The organism is Mesorhizobium sp. M0317, from assembly GCF_040321555.1.
GTDB lineage: Bacteria > Pseudomonadota > Alphaproteobacteria > Rhizobiales > Rhizobiaceae > Mesorhizobium.
On record NZ_JAMYRV010000036.1, the window covers coordinates 12611 to 30175 of the forward strand.

Annotated in this window: 20 protein-coding genes and 1 pseudogene; 12 read left to right on the forward strand and 9 right to left on the reverse strand. The window is 58.1% G+C overall.

Features of this window, described 5'->3' with window-relative positions; genetic code table 11:
- Window positions 1-22 precede the first annotated feature (22 nt).
- The 5 genes from NKI88_RS22475 to NKI88_RS22495 all read right to left on the reverse strand — a co-directional run bounded on the left by NKI88_RS22475 (window position 23) and on the right by NKI88_RS22495 (window position 4643).
- The gene (locus NKI88_RS22475; protein WP_245260419.1) at window positions 23-292 is read right to left on the reverse strand and encodes a hypothetical protein; all 270 of its coding nucleotides are present in this window, start codon (window positions 290-292) and stop codon (window positions 23-25) included.
- 4 nt (window positions 293-296) lie between these two features.
- Window positions 297-1742 carry a type II and III secretion system protein family protein gene (locus NKI88_RS22480; protein WP_352657291.1) on the reverse strand — a complete coding sequence of 482 codons (1446 nt, stop codon included), beginning with the start codon at window positions 1740-1742 and terminating at the stop codon, window positions 297-299.
- A 49-nt stretch (window positions 1743-1791) separates the two neighbouring features.
- Window positions 1792-2820: a Flp pilus assembly protein CpaB gene (gene cpaB / locus NKI88_RS22485; protein ID WP_023738776.1), complete on the reverse strand. Its 1029-nt coding sequence runs from the start codon at window positions 2818-2820 to the stop codon at window positions 1792-1794.
- Between the two features lie 98 nt (window positions 2821-2918).
- Window positions 2919-3131, reverse strand: a complete 213-nt coding sequence (locus NKI88_RS22490) for a Flp family type IVb pilin (protein ID WP_023730546.1) — start codon at window positions 3129-3131, stop codon at window positions 2919-2921.
- A gap of 468 nt (window positions 3132-3599) precedes the next feature.
- Window positions 3600-4643: a phosphatase PAP2 family protein gene (locus NKI88_RS22495; RefSeq protein ID WP_352657295.1), complete on the reverse strand. Its 1044-nt coding sequence runs from the start codon at window positions 4641-4643 to the stop codon at window positions 3600-3602.
- An 809-nt stretch (window positions 4644-5452) separates the two neighbouring features.
- On the opposite strand from NKI88_RS22495, the gene NKI88_RS22500 reads away from it, so the two are divergent.
- From NKI88_RS22500 to NKI88_RS22525, 6 genes are all read left to right on the forward strand, one after another.
- Window positions 5453-6838, forward strand: coding sequence for a TadA family conjugal transfer-associated ATPase (locus NKI88_RS22500; RefSeq protein WP_352657297.1), 1386 nt, complete (start codon window positions 5453-5455; stop codon window positions 6836-6838).
- The gene (locus NKI88_RS22505) at window positions 6838-7809 is read left to right on the forward strand and encodes a type II secretion system F family protein (protein WP_023738771.1); all 972 of its coding nucleotides are present in this window, start codon (window positions 6838-6840) and stop codon (window positions 7807-7809) included. Before NKI88_RS22500 ends, NKI88_RS22505 begins: the two co-directional genes overlap by 1 nt.
- A 17-nt stretch (window positions 7810-7826) precedes the next feature.
- Window positions 7827-8777 (forward strand): type II secretion system F family protein, encoded by a 951-nt coding sequence (locus NKI88_RS22510; protein WP_352657300.1) that lies wholly within the window; start codon window positions 7827-7829, stop codon window positions 8775-8777.
- Between the two features lie 51 nt (window positions 8778-8828).
- Window positions 8829-9383, forward strand: a complete 555-nt coding sequence (locus NKI88_RS22515; RefSeq protein WP_023738769.1) for a tetratricopeptide repeat protein — start codon at window positions 8829-8831, stop codon at window positions 9381-9383.
- A gap of 9 nt (window positions 9384-9392) precedes the next feature.
- On the forward strand, window positions 9393-9923 hold the full coding sequence (locus tag NKI88_RS22520; RefSeq protein WP_352657303.1) for an A24 family peptidase: 531 nt from the start codon (window positions 9393-9395) through the stop codon (window positions 9921-9923).
- A gap of 586 nt (window positions 9924-10509) precedes the next feature.
- Window positions 10510-10725, forward strand: a complete 216-nt coding sequence (locus NKI88_RS22525) for a hypothetical protein (protein ID WP_352657306.1) — start codon at window positions 10510-10512, stop codon at window positions 10723-10725.
- Window positions 10726-10775: 50 nt separating this feature from the next.
- Here NKI88_RS22525 and NKI88_RS22530 read toward each other — a convergent pair whose 3' ends face one another.
- Entirely contained in the window at window positions 10776-11081 is a 306-nt protein-coding gene (locus tag NKI88_RS22530) for a hypothetical protein (protein WP_352657308.1), read from the reverse strand.
- Between the two features lie 93 nt (window positions 11082-11174).
- Complete coding sequence (locus NKI88_RS22535; RefSeq protein ID WP_352657311.1) at window positions 11175-11414, reverse strand: exopolysaccharide production repressor protein; 240 nt, start codon at window positions 11412-11414, stop codon at window positions 11175-11177.
- Between the two features lie 290 nt (window positions 11415-11704).
- Between NKI88_RS22535 and NKI88_RS22540 the strand changes: the two genes are divergently transcribed.
- Window positions 11705-11890, forward strand: coding sequence for a hypothetical protein (locus NKI88_RS22540; protein ID WP_023738765.1), 186 nt, complete (start codon window positions 11705-11707; stop codon window positions 11888-11890).
- Between the two features lie 190 nt (window positions 11891-12080).
- Here the strand turns inward: NKI88_RS22540 and NKI88_RS22545 are convergent, their stop codons facing one another.
- Complete coding sequence (locus tag NKI88_RS22545) at window positions 12081-12215, reverse strand: DUF768 domain-containing protein (RefSeq protein ID WP_023680989.1); 135 nt, start codon at window positions 12213-12215, stop codon at window positions 12081-12083.
- A 707-nt stretch (window positions 12216-12922) separates the two neighbouring features.
- On the opposite strand from NKI88_RS22545, the gene NKI88_RS22550 reads away from it, so the two are divergent.
- Window positions 12923-13306, forward strand: a complete 384-nt coding sequence (locus tag NKI88_RS22550; RefSeq protein ID WP_352657315.1) for a hypothetical protein — start codon at window positions 12923-12925, stop codon at window positions 13304-13306.
- Window positions 13307-13679: 373 nt separating this feature from the next.
- Window positions 13680-13883: a hypothetical protein gene (locus tag NKI88_RS22555; RefSeq protein ID WP_352657318.1), complete on the forward strand. Its 204-nt coding sequence runs from the start codon at window positions 13680-13682 to the stop codon at window positions 13881-13883.
- On the opposite strand, the gene NKI88_RS22560 is transcribed toward NKI88_RS22555, so the two are convergent.
- Window positions 13873-14316, reverse strand: a complete 444-nt coding sequence (locus NKI88_RS22560; RefSeq protein ID WP_352657320.1) for a hypothetical protein — start codon at window positions 14314-14316, stop codon at window positions 13873-13875. The two genes, NKI88_RS22555 and NKI88_RS22560, sit on opposite strands and share 11 nt — an antisense overlap.
- Window positions 14317-15074: 758 nt before the next feature.
- Here NKI88_RS22560 and NKI88_RS22565 point away from each other — a divergent pair.
- The 3 genes and pseudogenes from NKI88_RS22565 to NKI88_RS22575 all read left to right on the forward strand — a co-directional run bounded on the left by NKI88_RS22565 (window position 15075) and on the right by NKI88_RS22575 (window position 17515).
- Window positions 15075-16079 (forward strand): annotated as a pseudogene (locus NKI88_RS22565) (IS256 family transposase).
- 323 nt (window positions 16080-16402) lie between these two features.
- On the forward strand, window positions 16403-16633 hold the full coding sequence (locus NKI88_RS22570) for a helix-turn-helix domain-containing protein (RefSeq protein ID WP_084566247.1): 231 nt from the start codon (window positions 16403-16405) through the stop codon (window positions 16631-16633).
- Between the two features lie 270 nt (window positions 16634-16903).
- Window positions 16904-17515: a site-specific integrase gene (locus tag NKI88_RS22575; RefSeq protein ID WP_352657323.1), complete on the forward strand. Its 612-nt coding sequence runs from the start codon at window positions 16904-16906 to the stop codon at window positions 17513-17515.
- The last annotated feature ends 50 nt before the right edge of the window (window positions 17516-17565 follow it).

A 17565-nucleotide genomic window follows, 5' to 3' on the forward strand; every position in this document is an offset into this window, starting at 1 on the left:
GTATAAAACCGCATCCTTCTGTTTAGTTCGTGGTCGGCGTGCCGACATTCACCGTAATCGCTGGCGGTGGCGGCGGTGGCGGCGGAAATTTGTAGTTGCGCGCAACAAGCGCACCCCGCGTGCCGTCACCTTCGATATGTGTGTTCTTCGCGTTCGGATTGAACGGATCGACCGTCTGCAGCAGCGAATTGTATTTCTGCGTATCGCCGGCGGCCAGGGTCACCGTGTCGTAGTGGTTCAGATAGTCGGCGGCGCAGCCCGATAGTGCACCGGCGCACAGAATGAGGATCACGACGCTATTTCTTGACATAGAGCATCTTGTCCTTCGATTTGAAGTCCAGCATGTGGCCATAGGGGCCGGTCACTCCGTCGCCCGTTTCGTATTTTCGGATCATATCTTTGTTCACCTCAAGCTGGCCGAGCACGAAGAATTCCGGATCGTTGGCCGGCCGTGTCTTGTCGAACGGCGTCGCCAGCTGTTCGCCGGGCTTCACCGGCCGCACGACATGCGGCGTGACGATGACGACCAGTTCGGTCTCTTCCTTCTGGTTGCTCGAATTGCGGAACAGCGTCCCGATGACCGGAACCTGGCCGAGCCACGGCACCTGGTTTTGCAGCTTGATGGTCTTGCTCGACAGCAGCCCGCCGACCGCGAAGCTCTGGCCATCGCGCAGTTCGACGACGGTATCGAGCTTGCGGTTGGTGAAGATCGGGTCGCCGGCGGTGGTGAAACCCGTGAGGTCACTCACTTCCGGCGCCAGCTTCATATGGATCTTGCCGTCGTCCAGTACGACCGGCGTGAACAGTAAATTAACGCCGAATTGCTTGTACGTGATGGTTATCTGGCCATCATTCCCGACGACACGGATAGGCACTTCGCCGCCGGCGTTGAAGCTGGCTGGCTCACCGGACAAGGTGGTGAGATTGGGTTCAGCCAGCGTGCGCACAACCCCCTTGGCCTCAAGCGCTTCAATGATCAGGTCGACCTTGATGTTGCTGTCAATGACGCGGGTGATCAACGCTGCGAAGGGATTGCTGGTCGACAGTAGACCGCTGAGCAGACCGCCCGGGCCAAGCACTACGTTATCTTTGTCGGCGGCGGCGATGCCCGTTCCTGTACGGGTTGTGCCGCTGCCATTCGTGCTTTTGATCGACACGCCAAGATCCCTTCCGGCATTGCGCTTGGCTTCCAGCACGCGGACCTCGAGATTGACCTGCTGGCTATCATCCACAATGACGGAATTGATGATGGCGTCGGGACCATATTGCTGCGCCACTTCCATGATGGATGCCAGCGTGGCGCCGTCCTTGACATGGCCGCCGAGCCTGACCTTGCCGTTGATCGAACCGATCTCGATGCGCGCCCGAGGCGCCACCTGCCGGATCGCTTGCGCCATGTCGCTGACGTCAACGCCGACTTCGATCTGGATGACGCCGAGTGAGCGCTTCTCAGGGGAGAAGAGATTGACCGTGGTGGTGCCGGCGCCCTTGCCGATGACATAGAGCGTGCGATCGGTCATCGGCTGAGCATCGGCGATCTTCTCGTCGCCGACGACGATATCGCCCAGATTGGCGCTCACCTGGAGCGTCACCGACTGTGACATCGGCAGGAAGATGCGATGGACGCTGGGGTTCGATACGTCGATGTAACGGTCGGCTGCTTCAGCCCCAAGGCTGGAGGTCAGCAGCGCAGCCAAACAGGACAGCGCGGCCGCCAGTATCCTTACCCGAAACCCTTGCATCCGTATCTCCCCACTGCTGCCGATAGCAGCTCCAATGCGCCGCGCATTGTTATCTCTGTCGCGGCACTTCATAGGATTCGAGCTTCACACCCCGAAAGACCCCGACCGTCGCCAGCTTTGGCGGCTCCGGCTGAACATACTTGACCACTTCCTTGGCGACCTCCTGCGGGGCCGCCGCGACGACCGGCTTGACCTTGCTCAACTGGTCGAGCTGGCTTCCGACTCTCTCCACGGCCTGTGCCAACCCGGCAATCTTGTCGTCCGCGCGCTTACGGTCCGCGGCGGCCGCGGCATCGGCTGCGGCCTTCCTGTCGAGTTCGGCCTGCCTGGCTGCGACGTCTGCCGGCGTTTCGGCAGTCAGGTCCGATACCGTGACGCGTTCGGTCGTCTCGCCCTTGCTCGCGGCTGCTTGGCGCAACGCCAGTGACAATTGCCCGGCGCCGGCGGCCAAGGTAAGCTTCTGTGCATCCTTGGTGCTGACTTCAAGCGTTACGGCTTTGACGACCGTGGGGCTGTCCTTGCTCTCATCGGCGACCTGGTCGACGGCGAGCACCTTCATGCTCTGCAACAATACGTCGACAAAACTCTGGTCCACACCGTCGGCATTGCGCACCGTGCGTGTCAGCAAGACATCGACACGGTCGCCGGGGAAGACGAATCCGGCAACGCCAAGCACGTCGTTGACCCTGATGGAAACGGCTTTCATGCCTTCGCCGAGCACTGCCGAAAGCGTGGCGCGCTGGCCGGGGCCGGTGATCTTGGTGGCGAGAATTGGTTCGTTGACGCCGATCGCCTGCAGCGCCTGCTTCGAACCTTCTCCGGCCAGCAGGTCCTTTGTTGTCTTGAAGGCGCCAGTCGGAACCGCGCCCGTCGGCCACGCGACCTCGCGCAATTTGTCGGCGGACAGTGTGTCACCAAACTTCAGCGCCACTGACGCCACGACGACCGTATCGCGAGGGACATCGCCTGTCTTTGCAATGGCACTGCGCTGGTTGGCCAGCCAGATGTTGGCGAGCACAACCGCCAGCACGCCGAACACGCCGGCGAGAATGATCATTATGATTGTATTTGCGCGCATGACCCCAACCCCAGGAAGGCTTGTTGCTCAGCCGCCTTGTCCGGCGGCTAAATCTCAGGCCCGGACCCCCTGTCCGGGCCTGAGGAGAGCGCGAGTGATCAGCTACCCGTGCCACCCACGGCGCAACTGCCAGGTCCAGCATTCAGACCAACGCAGAGAGCGGTGAAACGTCCGGTCACCCACAAACCGATGCCGACGATGATCAGAATAGACGCGGTGGCGATAATGCCGACCAGGATGGAATATTCGACCATAGCAGCGCCGTTTTCGTCGTCGCGGAACTGCCGGGTCATCGTCATGAGCTTCTTCATGTCAATTTCTCCCCTTTGGAGTTAAACCCGACGAGACAGAGCCAAGGATGAACTCCATACCCAAGCATCCCCCGTCACCTCAATCGTAGGTCCCGCGAAAAAGCAGAGTCAAACAGATTAACAATTCGTTTACCTTCCAATACCTGAATCGGAGCGGCTTCAATTCGGACAAGAGCTTGATTCGATTAATTTTTCAAGCCGCTTTAACCATTCGTTCACAATTATGCCACACCCCGGGTAAACGGGCCATTATATTAGCTAAGCTGCATAATCCTTTATATCTAAGGGCTTATGGCACTCATTCGCCGCCACAGCGCTTGTCACGATGGGAAATGTTTCGTGAGTTGAGGCCGGCGTCTGCTTGCACATGCAGAGTTTCAAAATAAAACGATTTTTTTTGGTCTGGCTCTTTAATTTCGGCAAAGTAACGGGATGCGCCATTGTGTCCTGCGGCCTACCCCCTTAGTTCTATCGATATGGGCTTGCTGGCTCGGCTTTGAGACGTCGCGCGTCGGGATCAGCTGAACGAACATGGCCTGCCAGGCGCCATATCAGCAAGGTGGCCAAAATCGAGACATAGCCGTCGACGGCGTAGTGCCAGCCGAAATAGACGGACCCGAACATGATCACGGCGGCGTATGCCCACGCCGCGGCGCCAACCCAACGGTTGAGGCTCCAAAGGAACAGGGCATTCAAGGTGACGATTGCCACATGAAAGCTCGGCATTGCCGATATGCCGCTGCCGACCACGGCTCGATTGGTCGTGTAGGAAGCGTAGAGATAGTCGCTGATTTTCAGGGTATCTGGGCCGGCGTTGCTGTCTTTCAACGCTGACATCAGATCGACGAAGCGCGATCCAGCAAAAATCCGGTCATAGAAGATAGGCCCAGCCGACGAACCTAAAACTCGGAGGCAGAGACCCAGCACGATGGCCATGGTCATCAACGCGACGAAATATCTTTGACGTGCGTCGGGCCGCTCCAGCCAGGCCGCAAGCAGGACAACCATTGCAACCTGTATGATCCAGAACTGGGAATAGAGTATGTAGAGCACCCTATCGATCGGAGCGGGGACCGGCACCGATCGAGTCCATCGCCAGGGATCGCCAAAATGAATGGCCGCGTCGACCCCGGCAAGCCATGGATCGGCAAAGAAAGTGACCATGCCGGACAGGTCGTGCTTGTAGGCCGTGAAAGCCGCAACGCATACCATGAAGATAGCGATGGTCGAGATGGCCCCGATGCCGCGCGAAACCAGCTTCTCGCGTACGAAGCTGAGAGGAGATTTGGGCCTGTTGATCATTCCGGCGACGGCTAGCCCAACAAGCATCATCGGCGGCAGAAGCAAGTAGTAGAGTACCAGGCGAGTGTCGCCGAAAGCCGAAAGGTACGATCGCGGGAAGAGGCATGCCGCGACTGCGGCATACAGCAGGGCAATGCATGCCAGTTTGGCAGATGGGGCGAGGCGGGGACGGATTGCGGAGTGTTCCGCTAAGTCAGGCGCCATTTCCATTTTCGGACTGGCTTCTTCTTGATCATTGGAAGCGGTGGTGGGTCATAGGTGACAGCCTGCGACTTGGCCGGTGTTGTCACATAGCGTTCAATGCCGACCGCCGACGATCCGATAATCGCGCCTGCAAGGACTATCAGGACTATCTGCCTATCGAACATTGGACGCCCCCGTTCGCGGATACATTAGCGGTCCCCGGTTAATGATATGTGGCGTAGATCTCCGAGGCGGCGGCGTACAATCACATCTGCGCCGGCTGTTTTCCCGCGGACTGATGGCGGTTTCGGCGTCCGCTACATTGTTGCCAAGAGACGGGCCAAGGATGAAATCCATACTCATGCATCCCGGCATCACCCGGAGCCTAGGTCGTACGAAAAAGCAAAGTCAAACCGATTAACTGTTTGTTGGCCTTCAAATACCTGAATATTGAGTTCCGGGGCCAATTTAACTCTAGCGAGAGCTTGATTTGGCTTTTTTTTCAAGCACCGTGAACCTTTCATTCACCATGTGACCGCATCTACGGCGAAAAGCGAGTCAATTTAGCGAATCAGCATATTCATTTATATAGTGGCTTACGACCATCTCCCACTTGTATGCCGTTCGTTGCGATGTGAAATATTCCGTGATGTCGAATAGTCGGGGGTGGTTCGTGATGGCGGCCGAGCGCAGCGTTGCAACAAAATCGATTTTTTTGCGCACCGGCTTTAACTATGTTGTAAGTAATAAGCGTCCACCGCCTCGCTCGGCGCTTGTGCCTCTCTTGGTTAACGCTTAGTTTCTGATCCTGGGGAATTTCAGGGGGGGCTTGAGCGATGTTGGGCCGCTTTATCAAAGGACCAAATGAGCCGCGGGCAGAAGCGCCGCCACTGATCGCTGTGGCGGTGTCAAATGCGACACCGATCCCGGCGCCAGACTTTGAACAACATGGCGACGATTTCCTGACGCTCAAGGTCGAGATCCACCGCCATCTGATCGACCGCTTCAATCTGGCCGCGCTCGAAACGGCAACCAAGGACGAGATCCTCAACGAAATCAGGCCGATCGTGCGGGAATTTGTCCGCATTCGAAACGTGCCGCTGAATGCACGTGAACTTGATCAATTGACCAGCGACACCGCCGACGAGATGCTTGGCCTGGGGCCAATCGAACCGCTGCTCAAGGACGACTCCATCGCTGATATCCTGATCAACACGCACAACCGAGTCTTCATTGAGCGGCGCGGCGTGATCGAGGAAACTCCGATTCGTTTTCGTGACGAGGCGCATCTGCTGCGCATCATCAACAAGATCGTTTCGGCGATCGGCCGCCGTGTCGATGAATCCGCGCCGATGGTCGACGCCCGCCTGGCAGACGGGTCGCGCGTCAACATCGCGGTGCGGCCGATCTCGGTGGATGGCCCGCTGGTCTCGATTCGAAAGTTCTCAAAAAATCCCTACTCGCTCGAACGCCTGATGGCATTCAACTCGATCCGTCCCCCCATGATCGACTTGCTCCGGATCGCCGTGCAGTCGCGCAAATCCATCCTGGTTTCGGGCGGCACCGGCAGCGGCAAGACGACCTTGCTCAACGCGTTGTCCAGCTACATCCCTTCGAAGGAGCGCTTGATCACCATTGAGGATGCAGCTGAACTGCAATTGCAGCAGCCGCATGTCGGCCGGCTGGAGACGCGCCCACCCAATACCGAGGGCAAGGGTGAGGTTCGCCAGCGCGAGCTGCTCAAGAATGCACTGCGCATGCGACCCGACCGCATCATCGTCGGCGAGGTGCGTGGCGAAGAAGCCTTTGACATGCTGCAGGCCATGAACACCGGCCATGAGGGGTCGATGACCACCATCCATGCAAACACGCCGCGAGATGCGATATCGCGCCTGGAACAGATGGTCGGCATGGCCGGAATGCCGATGACCCATGATGCCATCCGGGCACAGATCGCATCCGCCATCGACATCATCGTGCAGACGCAGCGTCTTTCCGATGGCGGCAGGCGGGTTGTCTCCGTATCCGAACTGACCGGCATGGAAGGCAATGTCGTCCAGCTCCAGGAAATCTATCATTTTGTCCGGCGTGACGTCGCAGCCGACGGCACCATCATCGGAGATTTTCGGGCAACGGGTGTCCGACCGCGCTTTGCCACGGAAGCGGCTACGCTGGGACATCATTTCGCTAAGGATGCATTCAATCCGCAGGTTGCGCTGTGATGCTGACCGGACAGACCCTGCTTTATTTCGTCTACGTATTGGCAGCCGCCTCGGTAATCCTAGCGGTCGAGTCTCTCTACGTGTCGTATTCCGCGCGGTATGCAAGGGTCGGAGTTATCAATCGCCGACTAAAGCGGCTCGAAGAGGAGGGGCCGGCAGAACAGACACTGCAAGGTCTTTTGCTCGAGCGAGGCCTGACCAACACCGGCGACTACCTTTTCGGAGCAGTAGGCTTAAACAGGCTTTATACGCAGTCGGGTACCACGGGGAATCCAATCCTCTTCGCAACAATCTTTCTGTTAGCGGGAGCGGTTGCAGGGCTTCTCCTCTGGTTACTGACCGCCCTGCCGGTGGTTCTGGGGATTGTGGCCTTTTTCGTCATCGGCTTCGTGCTGCCCTTGCTGGTTCTACGGCGAGCGCGCAACAGGCGAATCCGCAAATTCGCCCAGCAACTTCCTGACGCTCTTGACATGATCGTACGGTCGCTGAGGGCCGGTCATCCGGCATCGGTGGCAATCAGCTTGGTCGCACGTGAGATGCCCGACCCGCTCGGAACCGAATTCGGCATCGTGTCCGACGAGATCACTTTCGGTCTCAGCCTTGAGCAGGCGGTACGGAAGTTGTCGGAGCGGGTCGGCTTCGAGGGTTTGCATTTGCTGTCGGTCTCACTCTCTATCCAATCCAAGACCGGCGGCAATCTCACCGAAATTCTGGGAAATCTTGCGTCGGTCCTGCGTGAACGGCAAAAACTGCGCTTGAAGATCAAAGCGCTTACGGCGGAAGGCCGAATGTCGGCCTGGATCATATCCTTGTTTCCCGTGGTGATGTTCCTGGCGCTTCAGGTCACCGCGCCCTCCTACTATGGCACCGTCTGGAACAATCCGCTTATGTTGCCGGCGATGACAATTTCAGCGGGCTGGGCGCTGTTGGGCGACTACATGATGTATCGAATGGTCAACTTCGATATCTAACGGGGCGAAGCACAGATTTGTTCGCGAACATGCAGGACCTGAGTTTTTTGATCTCCATTGCGGTGTTTTTGACCGCGGTGGCCCTGTTCCTTTTTGGAGCGCTCATCTTTCTTCCGGCGCTGCAGACGCGAAAGCTGGTGGCGCAGAGCCTTATTGCCGAAGGCATTGCTGACCGCCGGTCTTTGCTGGGACAGGAGAAGCTCGCGAGGATCGCTGCCCAGCGTCCGATCGAAGCCTATTTCCGCTCTGTCGAGAAAGCGCGCGGAGAGCCGAATGCATTGGAAGCCAAGCTTTTCCGTGCTGGTTTCTATAAAGCCAGTTCGCCGCTGCTCTATACGTTGTCGCGACTTGGCGTGGTGTGTTTTGGCTTCCTGGCTTGCTACGCGATTTTGTCTCGGGTCCTGCCGCCCACCTTGCCGAGTTTCCTAGCTTTCATCGGATCCGCTCTGTTCGGTCTCGCCTGCCTGGTGATTCCAAGCGTTATGCTGGATCGCTTCGAGAGGGGGCAAAAGCAGGTTTACCAACGCGGCTTTCCCGACTTCATGGACATGATGATCACCTGCGCCGACGCCGGCATGAGTTTGGAGGCGGCTGTCGAGCGCGTCAGCCAAGAACTGGCCGGCACCCATAAATGGCTGGGTATTCAGCTTTCGATCATGAATTTGCAAATGCGCGCCGGCAAGCCGATGCGGGATGCGCTGCGTGAACTCGCCGACCGCCTGGGACTTGATGAGGCGCGGACTTTGGCTGTGCTTTTCAGGCAGTCAGAGGAACTTGGCACCAGCCTGACCGAAGCTTTGCGAGTTTATAGCGACGAGATGCGAAGCGCGCGGATCTTTCGCGCCGAGGAACGCGCCAATTCCTTGCCGGTCAAAATGATGATCCCGTTGGGACTCTGTGTCTTTCCCGTTGTGCTCATGGTCATCCTATTGCCTGTGATCATTCGCATGAGGGGCGTTTTCTTCTAAAGTCGTATATGCTTTGGTTCTAAATAGAGTCTGAGACTCTCGGGAGAGAAGATGAGAAGGCCAATGCGCCTTGCAACGGCCGCCAGTTTGCTGGCCGTCATGCTTGCTGGCTGCCAGACGAACGGGGCTGACGGCACCGATGGTGTCGTTCGCACCAACGAACCATCGAAAGGTGATGTCACGTCCTTCGGCGATGCGTTCGACGGACTGAAGACGGTAGGTGATGTCGAATATTACGCTTCGGACCAGGCCGTCGCCGAGGCCAAGAACCAGTTCCGCGCGGAAAATTACGGCAATGCCGGTGCCTTGTTCTTCAAGGCGACGCAACTGGCCCCCAATGATGGTGGCGCCTGGATGGGACTGGCCGCCTCCTGCGACCGAATTCATCGTTTCGACCTCGCCGACCGGGCCTATGGCCGCGCCTTCAGGCTGGTTGGGGCGACGCCTGAATATTACAACAATGTCGGCTATTCCTATTTGCTGCGCGGCAAGCTGCAGGACGCACGCGCGAATTTCCTCAAGGCCTACGAACTGGCGCCCAACGACCCGACCGTGGTCAACAATCTGAAGCTCCTGTCGTCCAGCGTGCAGAACATCGAGCGGTAGAGCCCCAACATGCTGCTTGCCGCGTCGCTGCTGCTAAAGGCGCTCGCCCTCCCGCTTCTCGCGAGGATTGCATGGCTGGACTTCACGACCCAGAAAATTTCCAATCGTGATGTGGTGCTGCTTTTGTGCATCGGGCTGGGATCGCTGCAGTTCCTGTCGATTCTCTTGGGATCGTGGTGGGACATGGGCCTGAGCGCGCTAGCCGGCCTCGTGCTATTTCTTGCGCTCTTCCCGTTCTGGGCCTTGCGCAAGGTCGGCGCCGGCGATGTCAAGCTGATGGCAGTCATTCCGTTCGTTATCGGCGGAACCGATCTCGTCGTGTTTTCCCTGCTGCTGCTGGTTTTCGCCCTGGGCACGGCCTTGATCGTGAAGAATCCCTTCATGCTGCCTGCCGGTGCCTTTCGCTTTTACGCCGAGCATCTCGATCGCAAGGGTGTTGTGCCGTTCGGCGTGCCGATCTCAATCGCGGCGATCTGCTCGATCGTATTCCACATCGTCAGCCGAGTAACGGGCTATGGCGGTATTGAGAATTTCCTCTGATGCGCAACGGGCTAGCTATTCCACGCCGGCAAGGGGCTGAGCAATAAAAAGCCCGCCACCGTGAGGCAGCGGGTTCTCTTTCGGAAATGATGAGCTGCCGTTTACGGCCGGCCTTCATGGGGCGGGGTTGCGGATGCCTCTGGCCGGACATTCGACGTCATTGAAGCGAGGCACTCCTCCAGACGTTCCAGCCGCGCCTTCTGGCATCGCAGTGTGTGCGCGACGTCATGCAGCCTGGATTTGCCCTGAGAGTTGGCGGCAGCGATCAAGTCTATTTGGAGCCGACTGATCTCGCTCCGCAGATCGCGAGCGTCAGCTTCCATCAGACCCCTGATCCATCCAGCCCCGCGCATTCCAGCACACCATCCACCGAGACCTGCGTCGCACGATAGCAGCGAGTTTGCTAACAACCATGCCATGAACCTTCTCTAATTTTATGCATTGCTAATATATAAAAAGCCCGCCACCGTCAGGCATCCGGGCAGTTTTTGCCCGTTCGGATCGATCTGTGAGGTTTGTCACAGACGCACCGACGTATCGGCGTAGGCTACGTGCAGTTTCCTGCAGGGGTAAAGGGAGTGGTCCGATGCTTGTGAACCTTCCTATGCTTGTGAATCTTCCTCTTGTCGCAGTTGGTCCCCTTGCCGATTGGGTCCGTCATCGAGCCGAGCAGAACGCGCTGTTGAAGGCAACGGACGAGTTGAGCGCGTCACCAGACGACATGCTCAGTGACATCGGGATTTCCCGTGACGAGATCACGACGTTTGCGTTCCGCAGCCCGGCGTCGAGACGTTGGGGCTGAGCAACAAAAAAGCCCGCCACCGTAAGGCTGCGAGCCAAATTCTTCGAGAATTAAACTGGATCGTTCCAGGTTCTGTAGCGCGGGAAGCGCCGCCGGTCGCCGAACACCCGGCCGAGGATGCGAATGCAAGAAGATGGCCCTCGTCCGCACACCAGGGGATCGAGAAGGAACGTCTCGTCCAGACTTCCCTTGGCGGCAAAGCGGCCCCCATAGCCTCGCCCGTGATTGTTGCGCCAGCTCATGGTTTGCGGATGACCGCCTCCAAACATAGCGAGCACAACGCACCCGTCCTCCAGTTCCGCGTCTGGATCAATGATAAGGTTTTCAGCCCGAAGCTCGGGGTAGGTGTCTGTCACCGCAAACACGTTGTAGGCCCACTTGCTGGCGGCACTGCGAGGCAAAACTGCTGCCCCAGGGCCACGTGACCGTGCCGAGACGGTCGCGGGCTATCAGATGCCGTCGAGGTTCTCTTGAGCCGCGACCGAAATTCGACTAGTCGAGTCAGCCGCTTCCGATGATCGCCAGTATATCAAGCAAACGACCAGCCCGGCGTACCCGACTTGCAGAACGATCAGCGCAAGGACCGCACAGCCGAGCGCGCTCCAAATTGAACCGGCTTCGATGTAGGTCCAGATCGCCACAATGATCGCAGTGGCAGACATGCCGACCAGAAACTGTGGAAAATACATTCCTCACGCATTTCATTAATTTAGCGATTGCGCAATTAGCTGATTCTAAAATATCGCTGCCGCATGATGTCGCATCGGTTAGCGCTACCCATCCATAGAAATGGCCGCTGCAGTCTTTGGTGTGGGGGCCGCACCGGCCACCGCGCGGGAACAGCCCCCGCGCTGCCTAAGATATAATCATATTAGCGATCACGCAATTAACCATGTAGGCGCTCCCAAGCCGAAACTCAGGGAATCCCTCTTGAAGGCTCAATCGAGAGGACAAGCTAATACCGTTGAGAGGCGCGGGCATGGACGACGGTATGGGCGAGCATCTTGGGGTTTTCGACCTTGACGCTTTGCGCAAGGCTTTCCTCGAGTTCGTAGAAGAGCATAAAACCACGGATCATCCTGAGTGGGGCGAACTCGCCAAGCTGTTCCTCGAAAAACAACGAGAGCGGGACCAAGAACCGGACCCTACCCAGCCGGAGGGGTGAACGCACCAGCGCTGTGTGACCGGACCGGCGCAGAAGCCATGACCAGAACAAACCGGGGATTCACGGATTCGCGGTTTCGATCTACATTTGCTCTGAGATGGCATTGGCCTGGCGCTGGCCGGTTAGGTAAGCGAGCCCCCTTGTCAGGCAGTCCGGCATGTAGGACATGACTGGCACGTCGGGGAAGCCTTCAGGCTAAGTCCACCCTTTCGGCGCCACGACGATTCACTTCGATAATCAATTCGAAGACGCTTTCAAGCTCGCCGTTGATCTCGTCGGCAGGAATGCCGGCCTTCTCGGCAGCTGTCATCAACTGGTCTTTCAAGTCGCCAACCGAGATGGGGTCTCCACAATGGGCAGTTGTTCGGCTACCCACTTATCGAGAAACTTCAGGCCACGGACGCTCATTTGTTAGCAACTCTCCGCACCCGCACGCGGCCGAGTGACACCCGATCGCATAAGCGTGACGATTCCCTCCTATGACTTCCGCATTCGGTTGTCGATTCGACTTCGAAGGCCGTGATCGGCCAGCATATGGAATTAGTCGGCCCGGTCACGCGCATCGACGGCGACAAGGTAACCGTCAGCCTCCGGCCACTGGTGACTGTCGACGCCGAGCACGTGCGCGTTGTTGAGAGCCATGTGGAGGTCGCCACTGCGAAAAAAGCCGATTGTTGACAAAGCCTAACGGCGACTGCTTCAGGAGATCAAAGGCCTCGTCGCAGGGGCAGCCGCCGGAAAGAATGGGATTCGGGCCGCTCTGGATAATTATGCGGTTCCCGAGCCAGCACGGCGACAAGTACCGAGCAGTCGAGTTCCTCGTTGAATGAAAAGTGCGGGTCGGCCTCTGGCAAGATCTGAGCCAAGCGGAGCGATTTCAACCTGGCTGTCTTGGCGGCACGTTCTGTGCATTCAACCTCATTGATCCCTTTCGCGGACCGCACTGCACCTCGACGTTCTCCCAGCCAACACATTTCCTGGTAGCCTCATTCTCACCTCCCCCCAACGCAAATTTCCACATTCGGATGAACCATGTCGCCCTCCATTCTGATGAAGCCCAAGCTCAAGCAGCGGACCAGATGGCCGCGATTGTGGGCTCGCACCGACCGGCGAGGTGATGCGAGCCCGGCCGAGTCTCGCGGGACCCTGGACAGGGACAGCGCCGAGTGGCTGGTGTCGGCGCTCCTCGAGTTCCTCATGGAAGGCAAACACCCAGAAACACCAAAGATGACTGTTGAACCGGCCGCTGACGCCGCCAGAGGCCCCGACCAAGTTCTAACCGCCATTTTTGAAGGCATAGCAGCAGCCTATCAATCCACGCTCTATGAAAACAATGATCCTTCGGACAATTGCGCGACCTTTGCAGAGACGGCACTAGCGTCGCTGAAGTCGAGTGGCTTCAGAGTGGTGGGTTAAGCCACCTTTGCTGCCTGCACGTTTCGGGCGAACCGTGCAGGTTGCCCAATGGGGCGACAGTGGAACAAACAGGGGATTCACATTTCCGGAGTTCCGATCTAGAATCATTCCATGGAAACGGTGTTTGATGATATCGCCAACGCCCTCAGAGAGCCCCGCTCAGACGTGTGGCGCCCAGTCCGCGCTTTGCCCTCGATCTTCCCGCCAAGCTGTTCCTTGGCCTCGCTGTGGGCCTAGGCGTTGGCTTTGGAATGGCGCGGCTGGTTAGCTATCTCGCTGCGGCCGGCTGAAGTGCGACAGCAGCAAAATCTGCCGTTGAGTTTCCGGAAAACGTAGCAGTCTCTGATTCAGCGGAGGTCGAACTTGTTGATGCATGGATGCCAAGGAAATCCTTTCACAAAGGGCACTAAAATCTTCGGTGACATTGCTCAGGGAGCCGGAGGTGGTGCCGGAAGCGATGAGCGAGATAAAAGCGATGCCATCGGCTGGAATGGTGATGGTAGCCTGTCGCCGCTTTTTGCAGCTGTGGCGGCAGGTATCTCAGAAGCTCCAACCACTCTGTAAATCTACGCCGTGACAGACGGGTTGCCGCCATCAAGAGTGAACCCAATGTCGGTCGACGTTGTGTTTTCCAATATGTCGCCGCTGCCGGCTGATATGAACCAGATCTCGGAATTGGCGCTTGAGGGCACATCATGACTGCGCACCAGGCGCCTTGCCCGAAGGTCGCCGACAGTTACGGTATCCAGCGTCCGCAACTCCCCGAAAAACTTCCATGAGACTTCGAGCCAGATATCCCTACCGGTAGCAACAGCACCAAGGTTTTTCGAGGGCGCCTTAACCGTGGGGCCAGGGACGAGCCCCCCACTATTAAAGGCCGAGACAGCCGAGACCATGATCGGTGACGAGCGCCGTAAATTCTGAAAGCCAATGATCGCCGCCGTGATCGCCAACGCCGCCAGGACAAGGGCAATCGCTATCCAAACAACTGACCGGCGTCGATTTCGCATCGTTGCCCCAACCCTAGGGGAAATATCAACGTATTAGCAACTGCTTGTATTTCTCGTGAACCAGGATCATTCTTGCCGCACGGAGGCCACCAGTAACGATGGAAAAGGGGAACGTCATGGAATCCGTTTGCTACGCCCAAAGCTCGATCTGTTTGCTGTCGCTCTTAGTCAATACCACTATGGCGCTTATTGTTTCGACGCCATTCGCAGCGACGCGCCTGCTGGTGTTGAGGATGCGCGCGGACTCGGGCCGAAACCTTCAACTAGCTTAAGGCGCCGTGGGCAAACCACGTTACCGAGGCGCAGATCATGCGATTAGTTCTGTTGATCCTTGCCGCTGTCGCCGTGTTCTACATCTGAGACAACGTTGGCGAACGCGCCACCGACGAGATCCGCACTCATCTACAACGCCCGCGAGCGGCTAAGGGCTTCGGTGCAGTCGTATTCCTTCCAGACCTTACCCTGAAACATCTGCTGCGCAAAATGCCTCTTAGAATCGCTTGGACCCTTGCTGGCGGCCGCGGCTCGTTCGCGGCACATCAAGGACATGTTGGGGACCTGCCAGCCGCCTGGAGAGAAGCGGATGCGCGGCGCCGGCAAGGCCGCATCGACGTGTGCAGGAAGGGATGAGCGCAAAACCGACATTGGCAGGAAACCACTGGTAGTGTGCTGAGAGTTCTGCAAATTCGCTGAGAGGGGGCGGTCATGGCAGGCTGGTGATTGTTCACGTCACCTGATTCCCGCGAAGGAACGCCACCATGACCAAGACTGAAGTTAAGACCGCCAGCGCTGCCGTCAAAGACATTTTGCTTTCGAACCCGGATGGATTGCACGAAGTGCTCCGTGCGGTGATGCAGGAGGTGCTTGAGGCCGAGATGGACGAGGCGCTGGGTGCCTCGAAGAGCGAGCGCACGCCCGAACGGCTTGGCTATCGCTCGGGCTATTACGGCCGTACCCTTGTGACGCGGGTCGGCAAGCTCGAGCTGCGGGTTCCGCAGGACCGGGCCGGGCGCTTCTCCACCGAGCTGTTCGAGCGCTACCAGCGTTCCGAGCGGGCCTTGGTGGCGACACTGGCGGAGATGTATGTGCAGGGCGTGTCGACCCGCAAGGTGAAGGCGATCACGGAAGAACTGTGCGGCCATGCCTTCTCGGCCTCGTCGATCTCGGCCATCAACAAGCGGCTGGACGAGAGCCTCGCTGCCTTTGCCAGGCGCCCCCTTCAAGAGCCGTTTCCTTACCTCATCCTCGATGCGCGCTACGAGAAGGTGCGTGAAGCCGGTGTTGTCATGAGCCAGGCGGTGCTGATCGCGGTCGGTATCGACTGGGACGGAAGGCGCCAGATCCTGGCCGTGGAGATGGCCAATCGCGAGAGCCGCTCGGCCTAGAGGGACTTCCTCGTCGGCCTCAAGGCGCGCGGCCTCAAGGGCGTCGAGTTGGTTGTGTCCGACGATCACGCCGGCCTGGTGGCAGCGATCGGCGAGGTGATCCCCGAAGCCGCCTGGCAACGCTGCTACGTGCACTTCCTCAGGAACGCGCTCGATCATCTGCCGAGGAAGCACGGCGACGACTGCCTGCCGCGGCTCAACGAGGAACTCCGCCGGCGCACCTATGTCGTACGCATCTTCCCCAACACCGAAAGCTGCCTGCGCCTGGTCAGGGCGTTGGCCGTCGAGACCAATGAAAACTGGATGGAGGCCAACCGATACATCAACATGGACGACCTGCGCGAGCACAAGAAGCTCGCTCTGCGCCAAGCCGCATGACCAGCATCATGGCCGCCCCATTTTGCAGAACTTGACGCACACAACGAGGCGCTGGGTGCCTCGAAGAGCGAGCGCACGCCCGAACGGCTTGGCTATCGCTCCGGTGCCGATAGCCGCATGCCGAGCCCTAAGCTCATCAACAGTCGCACGATTTGGGATCGTGTCACCCTCGATATCGCTTTCTCCTCCCTGCCAGACAAAGATAACGGCCTCCAAGAACTGTTAGATCGGAGTAAGCAGAAGGCGGCAACAAGATAGGAAGCTACGCGCATTGCGTATACGCTGTGGGCGTAGTACCATTATCGTCCGAGTGGAATGATGACGTGAACGAGAATGACAAGCTTGCGCGAGATGTGAAAGCCTGGCGTTCGAAGGGAGGTTTCACTGCTGAGAGTGCAGCGAAGGTGTTGGGAATACCGAAACGCACATACGAGGGCATCGAGCAAGGTCGAGGTTTCCCGTACCCGAAACTCCTACGCGTTGCCCTCGAAAGCAAAAACCTTTCGCTTGAAGCGATGATAGAGGTCTCTCCGCATGTGAAAAAGCGGCGGTAGAGGACTGGAAGGAGGCTTAATCGCCCGGCCATTCAAGGATGACACTTTCCCCGGCGTTTCGTCGCGCCTCAAAAATGGAAAGACGGTCTATCGCTATCGTGCAAAGGGAATGCCTGAAATCCGCCTCCCCGGCCAGCCCGGTGATCCGGAATTCGAGGCTGCCTACAAAGGGCGACCCAGAGCCAGGGCCTGAAGGCAATTATCATCGACCTACCCGGTCGGGCGTTGCCAAAGACGTTCGGTCATGCAGCGCGGCGACTTGAAGGGACTATGGAATGGCTGGACTTTGACGAAGCAACGCAGCGGAAGAATGTCAGGCTGATTGAACGCTTCCTTAGGATGCAGGTCGAACCTGCCTACCCGCTGACTTGGCGCGATACGCCAGTAGAACATCTCGACGCCGACCATCTGCGTGCGATTGTCGAAAGCGCCTTTGCCGCCAACCGGACGGTGGCCAAGCACCTGCTGGTCGCAATCAAGAAGCTCCTGTGGGTGGGGATCGAAGTTGAGAAATGGATCAAACCGCAGAACAACCCCTCACTGTCGATCCGCGTCCGCATTCCTAAATCCACCACCAATCCCGCGTGGCCGGTCCCCATTCGTGAAAAGTTCGAGGCGCGCCATCCGATCGGCTCCCCGCCGCGCACCTGTTACGCGCTCGCCTTTTGGCTCGGCAACCGACGAGGCGATATCGCCTCGTTGCAATGGGACGATTTGGTTTTCGAGGAGATCGAACTGTTCGATGGCTCCCTAGAGGTGATCGAAGCCTTCGATTTCCGGCAGAAGAAGAACCGCAACCGTCACGGCGGTCGCGAGATGTTTATCCCCATCCTCGACAAGCTGGCGCAAGCCTTGGCGCCGCTCGACGTTCGAAAGGCGTAACGGTACTGAAGAATGCCTATGGGCGTCCATTCGCGGAAAAGAGCCTCACC

Coding starts and splice junctions, on each gene's coding strand:
- NKI88_RS22480 (WP_352657291.1), bottom strand. CDS start 1,742: ATGCAAGGGTTTCGGGTAAGGATACTGGCGGCCGCGCTGTCCTGTTTG.
- NKI88_RS22535 (WP_352657311.1), bottom strand. CDS start 11,414: ATGTATTTTCCACAGTTTCTGGTCGGCATGTCTGCCACTGCGATCATT.
- NKI88_RS22555 (WP_352657318.1), top strand. CDS start 13,680: ATGGATGCCAAGGAAATCCTTTCACAAAGGGCACTAAAATCTTCGGTG.
- NKI88_RS22515 (WP_023738769.1), top strand. CDS start 8,829: ATGAGAAGGCCAATGCGCCTTGCAACGGCCGCCAGTTTGCTGGCCGTC.
- NKI88_RS22540 (WP_023738765.1), top strand. CDS start 11,705: ATGGACGACGGTATGGGCGAGCATCTTGGGGTTTTCGACCTTGACGCT.
- NKI88_RS22495 (WP_352657295.1), bottom strand. CDS start 4,643: ATGGAAATGGCGCCTGACTTAGCGGAACACTCCGCAATCCGTCCCCGC.
- NKI88_RS22525 (WP_352657306.1), top strand. CDS start 10,510: ATGCTTGTGAACCTTCCTATGCTTGTGAATCTTCCTCTTGTCGCAGTT.
- NKI88_RS22575 (WP_352657323.1), top strand. CDS start 16,904: ATGGAATGGCTGGACTTTGACGAAGCAACGCAGCGGAAGAATGTCAGG.
- NKI88_RS22500 (WP_352657297.1), top strand. CDS start 5,453: ATGTTGGGCCGCTTTATCAAAGGACCAAATGAGCCGCGGGCAGAAGCG.
- NKI88_RS22505 (WP_023738771.1), top strand. CDS start 6,838: ATGCTGACCGGACAGACCCTGCTTTATTTCGTCTACGTATTGGCAGCC.
- NKI88_RS22560 (WP_352657320.1), bottom strand. CDS start 14,316: ATGCGAAATCGACGCCGGTCAGTTGTTTGGATAGCGATTGCCCTTGTC.
- NKI88_RS22550 (WP_352657315.1), top strand. CDS start 12,923: ATGTCGCCCTCCATTCTGATGAAGCCCAAGCTCAAGCAGCGGACCAGA.
- NKI88_RS22490 (WP_023730546.1), bottom strand. CDS start 3,131: ATGAAGAAGCTCATGACGATGACCCGGCAGTTCCGCGACGACGAAAAC.
- cpaB (WP_023738776.1), bottom strand. CDS start 2,820: ATGCGCGCAAATACAATCATAATGATCATTCTCGCCGGCGTGTTCGGC.
- NKI88_RS22520 (WP_352657303.1), top strand. CDS start 9,393: ATGCTGCTTGCCGCGTCGCTGCTGCTAAAGGCGCTCGCCCTCCCGCTT.